This is a genomic window from Streptomyces sp. NPDC044571 (genome assembly GCF_040647115.1).
In the GTDB taxonomy this organism is placed as follows: Bacteria; Actinomycetota; Actinomycetes; order Streptomycetales; family Streptomycetaceae; genus Streptomyces.
Window position 1 is genome coordinate 1 of sequence record NZ_JBEZBN010000101.1, and the last position, 11,296, is coordinate 11,296.

11 protein-coding genes are annotated in these 11,296 nt (G+C 73.4%); 5 read left to right on the forward strand and 6 right to left on the reverse strand.

Annotation, left to right across the window (positions count from 1 at the left end):
* Positions 1-144 precede the first annotated feature (144 nt).
* The gene (locus tag AB0B01_RS30110) at positions 145-1,812 is read left to right on the forward strand and encodes a DEAD/DEAH box helicase (protein WP_361725921.1); all 1,668 of its coding nucleotides are present in this window, start codon (positions 145-147) and stop codon (positions 1,810-1,812) included.
* Positions 1,813-1,957: 145 nt separating this feature from the next.
* On the opposite strand, the gene AB0B01_RS30115 is transcribed toward AB0B01_RS30110, so the two are convergent.
* The 4 genes from AB0B01_RS30115 to AB0B01_RS30130 are packed head-to-tail and all read right to left on the reverse strand — an operon-like array spanning position 1,958 to position 5,358.
* Positions 1,958-3,025, reverse strand: coding sequence for a nitronate monooxygenase (locus AB0B01_RS30115; protein WP_361725924.1), 1,068 nt, complete (start codon positions 3,023-3,025; stop codon positions 1,958-1,960).
* Positions 3,026-3,029: 4 nt separating this feature from the next.
* Positions 3,030-3,761: a CoA-transferase gene (locus AB0B01_RS30120; RefSeq protein WP_361725926.1), complete on the reverse strand. Its 732-nt coding sequence runs from the start codon at positions 3,759-3,761 to the stop codon at positions 3,030-3,032.
* Positions 3,758-4,612, reverse strand: a complete 855-nt coding sequence (locus tag AB0B01_RS30125; protein WP_361725928.1) for a CoA-transferase — start codon at positions 4,610-4,612, stop codon at positions 3,758-3,760. Before AB0B01_RS30125 ends, AB0B01_RS30120 begins: the two co-directional genes overlap by 4 nt.
* Positions 4,609-5,358: an enoyl-CoA hydratase family protein gene (locus AB0B01_RS30130; RefSeq protein ID WP_361725930.1), complete on the reverse strand. Its 750-nt coding sequence runs from the start codon at positions 5,356-5,358 to the stop codon at positions 4,609-4,611. The genes AB0B01_RS30125 and AB0B01_RS30130 overlap by 4 nt, the downstream gene beginning before the upstream one ends.
* 56 nt (positions 5,359-5,414) lie before the next feature.
* Here AB0B01_RS30130 and AB0B01_RS30135 point away from each other — a divergent pair, with 56 nt between their 5' ends.
* Positions 5,415-6,179: an SDR family oxidoreductase gene (locus AB0B01_RS30135; protein ID WP_361725933.1), complete on the forward strand. Its 765-nt coding sequence runs from the start codon at positions 5,415-5,417 to the stop codon at positions 6,177-6,179.
* Position 6,180: 1 nt separating this feature from the next.
* Positions 6,181-7,086 carry an SDR family oxidoreductase gene (locus tag AB0B01_RS30140; protein ID WP_361725936.1) on the forward strand — a complete coding sequence of 302 codons (906 nt, stop codon included), beginning with the start codon at positions 6,181-6,183 and terminating at the stop codon, positions 7,084-7,086.
* Positions 7,087-7,229: 143 nt separating this feature from the next.
* Here AB0B01_RS30140 and AB0B01_RS30145 read toward each other — a convergent pair whose 3' ends face one another.
* On the reverse strand, positions 7,230-7,703 hold the full coding sequence (locus tag AB0B01_RS30145) for a MarR family transcriptional regulator (protein WP_361725939.1): 474 nt from the start codon (positions 7,701-7,703) through the stop codon (positions 7,230-7,232).
* 112 nt (positions 7,704-7,815) lie between these two features.
* On the opposite strand from AB0B01_RS30145, the gene AB0B01_RS30150 reads away from it, so the two are divergent.
* On the forward strand, positions 7,816-9,243 hold the full coding sequence (locus AB0B01_RS30150) for an MFS transporter (protein WP_361725942.1): 1,428 nt from the start codon (positions 7,816-7,818) through the stop codon (positions 9,241-9,243).
* Positions 9,244-9,393: 150 nt separating this feature from the next.
* Here the strand turns inward: AB0B01_RS30150 and AB0B01_RS30155 are convergent, their stop codons facing one another.
* Positions 9,394-10,281 carry a hypothetical protein gene (locus tag AB0B01_RS30155; RefSeq protein ID WP_361725945.1) on the reverse strand — a complete coding sequence of 296 codons (888 nt, stop codon included), beginning with the start codon at positions 10,279-10,281 and terminating at the stop codon, positions 9,394-9,396.
* A gap of 129 nt (positions 10,282-10,410) precedes the next feature.
* Between AB0B01_RS30155 and AB0B01_RS30160 the strand changes: the two genes are divergently transcribed.
* Positions 10,411-11,193 (forward strand): serine protease, encoded by a 783-nt coding sequence (locus tag AB0B01_RS30160; RefSeq protein ID WP_361725948.1) that lies wholly within the window; start codon positions 10,411-10,413, stop codon positions 11,191-11,193.
* Positions 11,194-11,296 lie beyond the last annotated feature (103 nt).

Below are 11,296 nucleotides of genomic sequence, written 5' to 3' on the forward strand. Positions count from 1 at the left end.
TCCGCGTTAACCCGGGGGCCTTCGCCCCGTGGTGTGCCGCACCCCGGCTTGTCTGCTGTTTCCGACGGTTTCCCGTCACCCCCGTACCACCCGTTGTATTCGCTGTACCAGTTGTACCTGCCGGTTTCAGGAGGACTTTCTCGCATGACCAGCTCCAGCTCCGCACGCCCCAGCCGCCGCCCCACCCGGGGCCGAGGAGCGGCCCAGGGACGTCCGAAGGCTGGCGCGGGACGGCAGAAGTCCGCCCCCGTCGCCCGGCCCCAGGAATTCACCATGCCCGAACCGCTGGCCCCGGCACTGCCGCCGGTCGCCGCGTTCGAGGACATGGACATGCCCGAGGCGCTGCTGAAGACCCTCGCCGCCCAGGGTGTCACCGAGCCGTTCCCCATCCAGGCCGCGACCCTGCCGAACTCCCTCGCCGGCCGCGACCTGCTCGGCCGCGGCCGCACCGGCTCCGGCAAGACGCTGGCCTTCGGTCTGGCCCTGCTGGCCCGTACCGCGGGCCGCCGCGCCCAGCCGAAGGCGCCGCTCGCGCTGGTCCTCGTACCGACCCGCGAGCTCGCGCAGCAGGTGACCGACGCGCTGGCCCCGTACGCCACCGCCGTCAACCTGCGCATCGCGACCGTCGTCGGCGGCATGTCGATCAACCGGCAGTCCGGCGCGCTGCGCCGCGGTGCCGAGGTGCTCGTCGCCACCCCCGGCCGCCTCAAGGACCTCATCGACCGCGGGGACGCCGTCCTCGACCAGGTCTCCATCACGGTCCTCGACGAGGCCGACCAGATGACCGACATGGGCTTCATGCCGCAGGTCACCGCCCTGCTCAAGCAGGTCGAGCCGGACGGTCAGCGGATGCTGTTCTCGGCGACCCTCGACAAGAACATCGACAAGCTCGTCAAGATGTTCCTGACCGACCCGGTCGGCCACTCCGTGGACCCGTCCGCCGGTGCGGTCACCACCATGGAGCACCACGTCCTGTACGTCATGGACGAGACCGACAAGAAGGCCGTCGCCACGCGTATAGCCGCCCGCGACGGCCGGGTGATCATGTTCGTGGACACCAAGCGCGGTGTCGACCGCATGGTCAAGAAGCTCCTGGCGGATGGCGTACGGGCCTCCGGCCTGCACGGCGGGCGCTCGCAGCCGCAGCGCAACCGGACGCTGGACTGGTTCAAGACGGGCGAGGTCACCGCGCTGGTCGCCACCAACGTGGCGGCGCGCGGCATCCACATCGACGACCTGGACCTCGTCGTGAACGTGGACCCGCCCGCCGACCACAAGGACTACCTGCACCGCGGCGGCCGTACCGCCCGCGCGGGCGAGTCCGGCAGCGTGGTCACCCTCGTCCTGCCCGACCAGAAGCGGGACATGACCCGGCTGATGTCGGACGCCGGGATCTCCCCGCGCACCGCGCAGATCAAGTCCTCCGACGAGGAACTGGCCCGGCTGACCGGCGCCAAGGCGCCGTCCGGCATCCCGGTGGTGCTGGAGGTGCCGCAGCCCGCGCAGCCCAAGGCGGGCTCCGGCTCCGGTTCCGGCGCGCGCCGCCGGTCGGGAGGGGCCCGCAACGGCTCCGCCGCGGGCGGCGCTCCGGCGGCCGGCGGCCGCGGCCGCCGCTCCGGCGGGGGCGCGTCCGGGCAGAGCGCGGCCCCCTCCGGCTCGGGCCAGGCCCGTCGCGGCCAGGGCGGCGGCGTGACCAACGGCTCCGCAGGCCAGGGCCGGCGCACCGGAGGCGGCGCCTCCGGGGGCGCCGCCGCGGCCTCCGCGCGCAGCCGGGTCGGCTCCGCGGGCCAGGGCCGCCGTCGGGCGGTCTGACCCGCGCCCGCGCCGGGACGGCCATCGGTTGTCCCCGGGTGGTCGCCGCGTCCAGTAGTCCTGGCGGACCTCCTGGAGCGGGATGAGCAGGTCCGGGTTCTGCATCCGGCTCATCTGTGGCGACTCCCGTGGAGGAGAAGGGGGATCACCCTGCCGGTGGCAGGGCGGCGAACGAGTGCAGGTGGTCCAGCGCGCTGTGCGCTTCGGCCATGACGCGGGCGACGAGTTCCGCACAGGACGGCAGGTCCTCGATCACGCCCGCGACCTGGCCCGATGCCATGACACCGAGGTCCGTACGGCCCTCGACCATGGACGCCTTCAGGAGCATGGGGGTGTTGGCGGCCAGCAGGACCTGGCTCCAGGACAGGTCCTTGCCGTGTTTCATCGCGAGGCCGTCCCGCACCATCTGCCGCCAGGACAGACCGGACAGCTTCCGGAAGCCCGCCGCGTGCCGCACCGCCCGCAGCAGGGCCGTGGTGCGGCCCGCCCGCTCCAGGGAGTCGACGAACTCGCTGCGCAGCATCCGGTGCGGCAGCCCGTCGACGGCCCTCGTCACGGTGACGTCCTTGACGCCGGCGGCCAGGTAGCGGGCCTTGACGGCATCCGGGACGGTCGAATCGGAGGTCAGCAGGAAACGGGTGCCCATGGCGATGCCCGCAGCCCCGTACGCCAGCGCGGCCACCAGTCCGCGCCCGTCCCGGAAGCCACCGGCCGCGACGACCGGGATGTCCACGGCGTCGACGACCTGCGGCAGCAGCACCGTCGTGGCCACGTCCCCGGTGTGCCCGCCGCCCTCGCCGCCCTGCACGATCACCGCGTCGGCGCCCCAGGCCGCGACCTTCTCGGCATGCCGGCGGGCCCCGATCGACGGGATCACGACCACGCCCGCGTGCTTGAGGCGGCCGATCAGCTCCTTGGACGGCGCGAGCGCGAAGGAGGCGACCCGTACGCCCTCGTCGACGATCAGCTGCGCGCGTTCGGCGGCGTCCCCGGCGTCCGCCCGCAGATTGACCCCGAAGGGCGCCTGCGTACGGGACTTGACCTCCCGGACCGCCGTCCGCAGCTGGTCCAGGGTCATCGTCGCGGACGCCAGGATGCCCAGGGCCCCGGCGTTCGCGGTGGCCGACACCAGCCGCGGCCCCGCCACCCAGCCCATGCCCGTCTGCACGAGCGGATGGGCGACCCCGACAAGACGGGTGAATGCCGTCTCCATCGCCTCAGGCCCGCACTTCCCGCTCGCGCAGCCCCCGGGGGTCGATGACCTCGCGGATCAGCCGCAGCTCCTCGCCGGTCGGCTCCCGCGTGTACGGGACCTCCTCGGCGACGGCCAGGTCGAACCCGGTGGCCGAGCGCACCTCCTCGACGGTGACGCCCGGATGGAGCGAGGCCAGGCGCATCGAGCGGTCGGGCGTGGCGAAGTCGAAGACCCCGAGATCGCTGACCACCCGGGGGAGCCGATGGAAGCGGGTCGCCCCGGCCGCCTCCGCCCGGTCGTGGCCCACGCCGCTGACCATGTCGACCCGCTCGACGAACACGCGCGGCGAATGCCGGGGGATCCAGTAACTCACCGGATTGTTCAGCGTGTTGACCGGGGCGCCGCGCACCCCCAGCAGCTGGCGGGCCGGCCGCTCCCAGTCGCCGATGCAGGAGATGTTCTGGTTGCCGAACCGGTCGATCTGGCTCGCACCCATCATCACGTGCCGCCGGCCGCCGGTGACCATGGTGAGGTGGCGGCGGTACGGGAGCCAGCCTTCGACCGTGCCGTCGAGGGCGACCAGCATCGCCTCCCCGTCGGTGAGCAGGAGGTCGTGGGAGAAGGTCCGCTTAGCGAGCCGCGCCCCGAAGGAGGGGATCAGCCCCATGGGGCTGGCGAGGACCTCGCCGTTGCCGCGCCATGCCTCGGCGCAGGCGATCACACAGTATTCGGCGCGCGTGGGGGTACGGGTCACCGCTGCTGCTCCTCGTGCCAGGCCTGGACGGCCGACTGGTAGGCGTGCTCGTCCGGCCCGGCGAGGAAGCGGGCGGCGAACTCGGGCCAGGGGGTGGACGCGTACAGCTTCTGGAAGGCCTCGTCCCGGTCGTAGTCGGGGACGCAGGAGGTGAAGTGCCCGCCGTTCGGGGCCTCCACGACACCGGTGACGCTGTGGCGGCTGACGAGCAGGGACTGCGGGGGCCCCGCCTTGGTGAGGTCGGCGCTCTCCACGAGCTGCTCGCAGGAGACGTACGCGGCGTCGGCGGCCTCGCAGAACAAGTCGTCGAAGTAGGGGTCCGGGCCCAGGTACTGGGCGTTGCCGAGGCGGTCGGCGCGGTTGAGGTGGACCAGGGCCGCGTCCATGCGCAGGGCGGGGACCGCGACGAGCTCCTCGCCGTCGGCGTAGGGGGAGGTGACGGTCCGCAGCTCCGGGTTGACGCGCATGACGTCGGAGCCGAGGCCGGCGCGGACCGGGAGGAAGGGCAACCGGTTGGCGGCCGCGTGCAGGCCCCACATGAACATGGCCTCGTCCAGCTCGGTGAGGGCGAAGGCCCCGCGTTCGCGGGCGGCCCGGAAGTGCGGCTCCAGGGGGATCGAGTCCAGGGTGGCGAAGGGCGCGACCAGCCGCCGGATCCGCCCCGCGGCGGCGAGCAGGCCCACGTCGGGCCCGCCGTACGAAACCACGGTGAGATCGCTGATCTCGGACCGGAGCAGCGCTCTGATCAGGGCCATCGGTTTGCGCCGCGAACCCCAGCCGCCGATGCCCAGGGTCATCCCGCTGCGCAGCTGCCCGACCACGTCCTCGGGTGTCATCGTCTTGTCGCTCACGCGTCCCGCTCCTTCCCGAAGGTGTCGCGGACCCGGTCGGCCACCCCGCTCAGATTGGCCTCGAAAGTGAAGCCCTGCTCGAAGCGGTAACTGCGCCGTACGTCGACCGGGTCGATGCCGTTGATGGCCGCCTTCGCCAGCCGGATCAGGTAGCCGTCCTTGCGGGCGATCTCCGCGGCCAGTTCGAGGGCCGCCGACCGCAGCTCCTCGCGCGCCACCACCCGCCACACCGAGCCGTGCGCGTGCAGTTCGGCGGCCGTGGCGGTACGCGAGGTGTAGTAGAGGGCGCGCATCAGATGCTGGGGGACGAGCCGGGCCAGGTGGGTGGCGGCGCCCAGCGCGCCCCGGTCCAGCTCGGGCAGCCCGAAGGAGGCGTCCTCCGAGGCGACGATGGCATCGGCGTTGCCGACGAGCCCGATGCCCCCGCCCAGGCAGAACCCCTGCACGGCCGCCACGACCGGCACCTCGCACTCGTACACCGCCGCGAACGCCTCGGCGCAGCCCCCGTTGGCGCCGATGAGCGAGGCGTGGCCGGGATCGCGCTGCATCTCCTTGATGTCGACACCGGCGTTGAAGCCGCGGCCCTCGGCGGCGAGGACGACACACCGGTTCTCCGGGTCGCGTCCGGCCGCGCGCAGGGCGTCGGCGAGTTCGTACCAGCCCTGCACGGGCAGCGCGTTGACGGGTGGGAAGTCGACCGTGACGAGGGCGATGCCCTTGCCGGGGCTTGAGGTGGAGACACCCATGAGCGGATCAGCTACCTTTCCACCAAACATTTGTTAGGCGAGGAAGGTAGCAGCCCATGGAGCTCGACGGGAGGGTCGTCGTCATCACCGGCGGAACCCGCGGAGTAGGCGCCGGCATCGCCCGGTCGTTCCTCGCGGCAGGCGCCGAGGTCGTCGTCTGCGCCCGCCGGCCGCCGCACGAACCGGTCACCGAGGGCGGCCGCGAAGCCGCGTACCTGCCGCTGGACCTGCGCGACCAGGCCGCCGTACACGCGTTCTTCGACCTGGTCGCGCACCGGTACGGGCACCTGGACTGCCTGGTCAACAACGCGGGCGGCACCCCGTACCGGCTGCTCGGAGAAGGAGAGGCCCAGCGGCACGCACGCGTCGTCGAACTGAACCTGCTTGCCCCGATGACCGCCTCCCTGGCGGCGTACGGGCTGCTGCGCAGGGCGCACGGCTCCGTGGTGATGATCGGCAGCGTCAGCGGCACCCGGCCCTCGCCCGGGACCGCCGCCTACGGGGCGGCGAAGGCGGGCCTGGAGCACCTCGCCCGGTCCATGGCCGTGGAATGGGCGCCCGAGGTCCGGGTGAACTCGCTGCTCCTCGGCATGGTGCGGACCGAGCTGGCCCACCTGCACTACGGCGACGACGCGGGGATCGCGGCGGTGGGCGCCACGGTTCCGCTGGGCCGGCTGGCGGAGCCGGCGGACGTCGGGGCGGCGGCGGTCTTCCTCGCCTCCGACCGGGCGGGGTATGTCAGTGGGGCCGGCCTGCTGGTGCACGGGGGCGGGGAGCGCCCGGCGTTCCTGGAAGCGGCAACTGTCAACAAGGAGGCGTGAGATGGGGATGGCCGAAGGCCGGGTCGTGATCGTGACGGGTGCCGGACGGGGGCTGGGGCGGGCACACGCCCTGGCCTTCGCGGCCGAAGGGGCGCGGGTCGTCGTCAACGACCTCGGCGTCGGCCTGGACGGGCTGCCCGGCCCCGACAGTCCGGCGGGGCAGGTCGTCGCGGAGATCGAGGCGCTGGGCGGGGAGGCGGTGGCGCACGGCGGGGACATCGCGAGCACCGAAGGTGCGGCCTCGCTCGTCGACTGCGCCCTCACCGCGTTCGGGCGGCTGGACACGCTCGTCAACAACGCGGGCTTCCTGCGGGACCGGATGCTCGTGAACCTGGAGGAGGCCGACTGGGACGCGGTCATGCGGGTCCACCTGAAGGGGCACTTCCTGCCGCTCAAATACGCGGCGGCGCACTGGCGGGCGCAGGCGAAGGCGGGCCGCCCGGTGGCGGCGCGGGTGGTGAACACCTCCTCGGGGGCCGGGCTGCTGGGCTCGGTCGGGCAGGGCAACTACAGCGCGGCCAAGGCGGGCATCCTCGGCATGACCCTGGTCGCGGCGGCCGAGCTGGGCCGGTACGGGATCCAGGTCAACGCCATCGCCCCGGCGGCCCGGACCCGGATGACCGAGCAGGCCTTCGCCGAGGCCATGGCCGCGCCGGGGCAGGGCGGCTTCGACGCGATGGCCCCGGAGAACGTCTCCCCGCTGGTGGTCTGGCTCGGCTCCGAGGCCTCGGCCGGGGTCACGGGCCGGGTCTTCGAGGCCGAGGGGGGCCGCATCACCGTGATGGAGGGCTGGCACCCCGGACCCACGACCGACCGCGGCGCCCGCTGGACTCCCGCCGAGGCGGGCGAGGCCGCGACGAAACTCCTCGCCCGGGCGCAGCCGCCGGAGCCGGTGTACGGCGCCTGAGGCCGCCGCATTCCACGGGCCGGGCGGGGTCGGGCCGGGCCGGGGGCCAATCCTCCGCCAGGCGGCGGCCCGGCCGGGTCGGCCCTTCGGGGGGCGGCGGCCCGGCCCGGTCGGTCCTCCGCCGGCGGGTGGCTCGGCCGGGGTCAGTCCTCCGTCAGGCGGCTCGCCGCCCGCAGCTGGCGGGCGTTGGAGCCCCGGAGGAAGCGGATCACGGTCTCCAGTTCCTCCGTCGTGAACTCCTCGCACAGCTCGGCGACCTCGCGCGCCCAGTCCTCGAACACCGGCTGGATCGCCGACAGCCGCTCCGGCAGCGCCTCCACCAGGACCCGCCGCTTGTCGGTGGGGTGTTTGACCCGGCGGACGAAGCCCTTGCGTTCCAGCCGGTCCACCAGGCCCGTCACCGAGGCCGGAGCCAGTCCCGAGTGCGCGGACAGCTCCTTCGCCGTCAGCGGGCCGCGCCGCTGCAGCAGGTCCAGCGTCTTCGTCTCGGTGGCGCTCAGGCCCTGCTTGGCCGCCGCCGCCTCGTGGAAGACCACGGTGGCCGCGCTCGTCTCCCGGCCCGTGCGGTTGAGCTCGGCCAGTACCGCTTCCCTGCGGGGGTCCTTCTCGTCGCTCATGCGGCCACCGTAGCAAGTATTTAGTTCGGGCGAACGAAAGAGTTGCGATCACGGGTGTCGCGTGCAAGTCTTTCGTTCGTCCGAACGAAAGACTTGGGCCCGGGAGGCCGTCATGACCCCGTATCCACGCCGCTGGGCCGCCGCCGTCGTCATGATGGCCGCGGCCCTGATGGACCTGCTCGACGTCACCATCGTCAACGTCGCCATCCCCTCCATCGGCCGCGACCTGCACGCCTCGCCCAGCGCCCTGCAGTGGCTCGTCTCCGCCTACCTCCTCGGCTTCGCCGCCACCCTGATCGTCTCCGGGCACCTCGGCGACCGGTACGGCCGCAAGGCCCTCTTCCTCGCCGGAACCGCGGGCTTCGGCCTCGCCAGCCTGGGCTGCGGGATCGCCCAGTCGCCCGGGCAGCTGATCACCGCCCGCGCCGTCCAGGGCATGATGGCCGCCCTGCTCATGCCCCAGGTGCTCGGCTCCTTCCGCACCCTCTTCCACGGCAGGGAACGGGGCGCCGTCTTCGGGATGTACGGGGCGGTGGCCGGCTTCGCCTCCGCCGTCGGACTGCTGCTCGGAGGCCTGCTCACCGACGCCGACCTCTTCGGCTGGGGCTGGCGGTCGATCTTCCTCGTGAACGTGCCGGTCGCGGCGGCCGCCTGCCTGGCCGGCGCCCTCCTCGTCCCCGTCACCCGCGAGCGCGGAGCCGGCCGCCCCGACATCGCCGGCAGCATCGCGCTGGCCGGCGGCCTGGTCGCCGTTGTGCTGCCGCTGGTCCAGGGCGAGGCCAACGACTGGCCGCTGTGGGGCTGGCTCTGCCTGGGCGCAGGAGTCCTCTCCGTCATCGGACTCGGCCTCATCGAAGCCCGCCGCCGGGGGACCACCGTCCCGCTGCTGCCCGCCCGGGCCTTCACCCTGCCCGCGTTCTCGGTCGGACTCGCCGTCCAACTGCTGTTCTCCGTCGGCATGCAGGGGTTCTTCCTGATCTTCGCGATCTGGCTCCAGGGCGGCCAGGGCTACACCCCGATGCAGGCCGGAGTCCTCACCATTGCCTTTTCGGCGGGAAGCTTCCTCACCGCCCCGGCCGCCGGCTCCCTCGCCGTACGCTTCGGCCGTACGGTGCTCGCCGCCGGGGCGCTGCTGATGGCGGGCGGCTTCGCCGGGATCTGGTACGCCGCCTCGGGGGCCACCGCCGGGCACGCCGGGGCCTGGCCGCTCGTGCCCGGGCTGGTCGTCGCCGGCGCCGGACTCGGCTTCCTGGTCGTGCCGCTGGTCAACGTGGTGCTCTCCGCGGTCCCGGCCGACATCGCGGGCGGCGCCTCGGGAATCTTCTCCACCGCCCAGCAGTTCGGCGGTGCACTGGGGGCGGCCGTCATCGGCAGCGTCTTCTTCGGCGCCCTGCCCGACGGCGGACCCACCCACGCGCTGACCACCGCCATGCCGTGGGTGAGCGCTGGATTCCTGCTGAGCGCGGCGCTCTGCCTGGCGCTGCCGCGCACGGCCGTGACCGCCGAAGCGGCCGCGGACGCCGAGCCGGCGGCGGCGTAGCGGGGCGGAAACGCAGGAGGCCGGAAACCGAAGCGGTCGCAAAAAGGAACGGGCCCGGCCCCCTGGCGAGGGGTCGGGACCGGGTCCTTCACTCGTGCGATGGGGTATCACTACCCACTCCGCTCCCTCGCCGAACCTCCGCGGACACGCCTACGTGTCGCAGTCGAGGACGGTGCGGCACAGGCCGCACCGGGCGCGCACGGGACCGGCGGCCGGCAGCCGCAGACGCTGCCCGCACACCGGGCAGGGGAAGCTCACCCGCAGCCCGGAACCGTGCTGCTCGAAGCGGTACGGGGCCCCCGGAGCGGCGGCTCCCGCCCGGCGGTCCCGGGCGTAGCGGCGCCGCTGCGCCCGGTCCGCGGCTGCCAGAGGCGCCCGGCGCAGGTCCCGCTCGGCGAGCGCGCGGCCGCGTACGTACGCCTCGTACGCCTGGGGGCTGGTGAACCAGGCGGACAGGTCCTCGCCGAACAGGAGGGCCCGCTTGGCGAGGACGAAGCCGAACTCCTCGGGGGTGAGGTAGCCGAGCTTCTGGTGGGTGAGCCCGTCCTCGCGGTAGGCGTCGAGCAGCAGCCAGCCGACGCCGAGGTAGGCGGCGGCGGTGTCGGTGAGGATCTCGTTGTCGGCGGTGGTCGGGAAGCCGAGGCCGAGGCGGTGCAGCAGGACGTGCGTGACCTCGTGCGCGAGGGCCGCCGCCAGATCCCGGCGGTGGACGCGGAAGCGGTCGTTGACCTCGATGAAGTACTCCGGCCCGGCGGCCAGTTCCACGGTGGCCGCCTCCTGCAGGGGCCGGAAGCCGACCACCATGCGGGCGTCGGGCAGCCGTAGCGCCCGCACGATCGACGAGGCCACCCGGTGCGCGCCGAGGTACAGGTCCTCCTCGGCGGTGAAGGCGGCGTCGGCGGGGGCGAAGCTCGTGCCGTACGCGCGGATCCCGTCGGGGGACAGGCGGCGGAACAGGGCCGTGATCGCGGCGCGGACGGTCGGCAGGTGCGCATATCCGTGCTCGACCGGGCCGGTGCGGCGGCCGTTGTCCGTCATGCCGCCTCCCGGGCCGCAGATTGTCCGAAAACACGTATGTCGCCCGGCACTCCGCGGGTGTGACATGTACTCGTCATCCATCCCCTTCGTCGGATGGCACGCACGGCCCAACCCCCCACGAAAGGCAGTGTGTTGCCCGTGTCCACTCTTGCCGGAATCGTCAAGCGAACCCTCGCCGCAGGGGCGGTCGCCCTCGCCACCGTCAGCCTCCAGCCCGGCGCTGCGAACGCCTCGCCGACCCCCGTCGTCGGCGGCACCCGCGCCGCGCAGGGCGAATTCCCCTTCATGGTGCGCCTGTCCATGGGCTGCGGGGGAGCCCTCTACACCCAGCAGATCGTCCTTACCGCAGCCCACTGCGTGAACGGCTCCGGCACCAACACCTCCATCACCGCCACCGCCGGGGTCGTCGACCTCCAGAGCTCCAGCGCCATCAAGGTCAAGTCCACCAAGGTGCTCCGGGCCCCCGGCTACAACGGCCAGGGCAAGGACTGGGCACTGATCAAGCTCGCCAAACCGATCAACCTGCCCACCCTCAAGATCGCCGACACGAAGGAGTACGACAACGGCACCTTCACCGTCGCCGGCTGGGGCGCCGCCCGCGAAGGCGGCGGCCAGCAGCGCTACCTCCTGAAGGCCACCGTCCCCTTCGTCTCCGACGCCGCCTGCCAGAGCGCGTACGGCAGCGAGCTCGTCCCCAGTGAGGAGATCTGCGCCGGCTACGACCGCGGCGGCGTCGACACCTGCCAGGGCGACTCCGGCGGCCCCATGTTCCGCCGCGACAACACCAACGCCTGGATCCAGGTCGGCATCGTCAGCTGGGGCGAGGGCTGCGCCCGCGCCGGCTACCCCGGCGTCTACACGGAGGTCTCGACCTTCGCCGCGGACATCAAGGCGGCGGCGGCCACCCTCTGACCCCCGCGGGGGGGGGGGGGGGGGGGGGGGGGGGGCGGGCCCCCCCCCCCCCCCCCCCCACCCCCACAAACCCCCCCCCCCCCCCCCACCACGACGACGAGAA

Excerpts from the sequence above, each read along its gene's own strand:
- AB0B01_RS30110 (WP_361725921.1), top strand. The coding sequence starts at position 145 with ATGACCAGCTCCAGCTCCGCACGCCCCAGCCGCCGCCCCACCCGGGGC.
- AB0B01_RS30115 (WP_361725924.1), bottom strand. The coding sequence starts at position 3,025 with ATGGAGACGGCATTCACCCGTCTTGTCGGGGTCGCCCATCCGCTCGTG.
- AB0B01_RS30130 (WP_361725930.1), bottom strand. The coding sequence starts at position 5,358 with ATGGGTGTCTCCACCTCAAGCCCCGGCAAGGGCATCGCCCTCGTCACG.
- AB0B01_RS30135 (WP_361725933.1), top strand. The coding sequence starts at position 5,415 with ATGGAGCTCGACGGGAGGGTCGTCGTCATCACCGGCGGAACCCGCGGA.
- AB0B01_RS30140 (WP_361725936.1), top strand. The coding sequence starts at position 6,181 with ATGGGGATGGCCGAAGGCCGGGTCGTGATCGTGACGGGTGCCGGACGG.
- AB0B01_RS30145 (WP_361725939.1), bottom strand. The coding sequence starts at position 7,703 with ATGAGCGACGAGAAGGACCCCCGCAGGGAAGCGGTACTGGCCGAGCTC.
- AB0B01_RS30150 (WP_361725942.1), top strand. The coding sequence starts at position 7,816 with ATGACCCCGTATCCACGCCGCTGGGCCGCCGCCGTCGTCATGATGGCC.
- AB0B01_RS30155 (WP_361725945.1), bottom strand. The coding sequence starts at position 10,281 with ATGACGGACAACGGCCGCCGCACCGGCCCGGTCGAGCACGGATATGCG.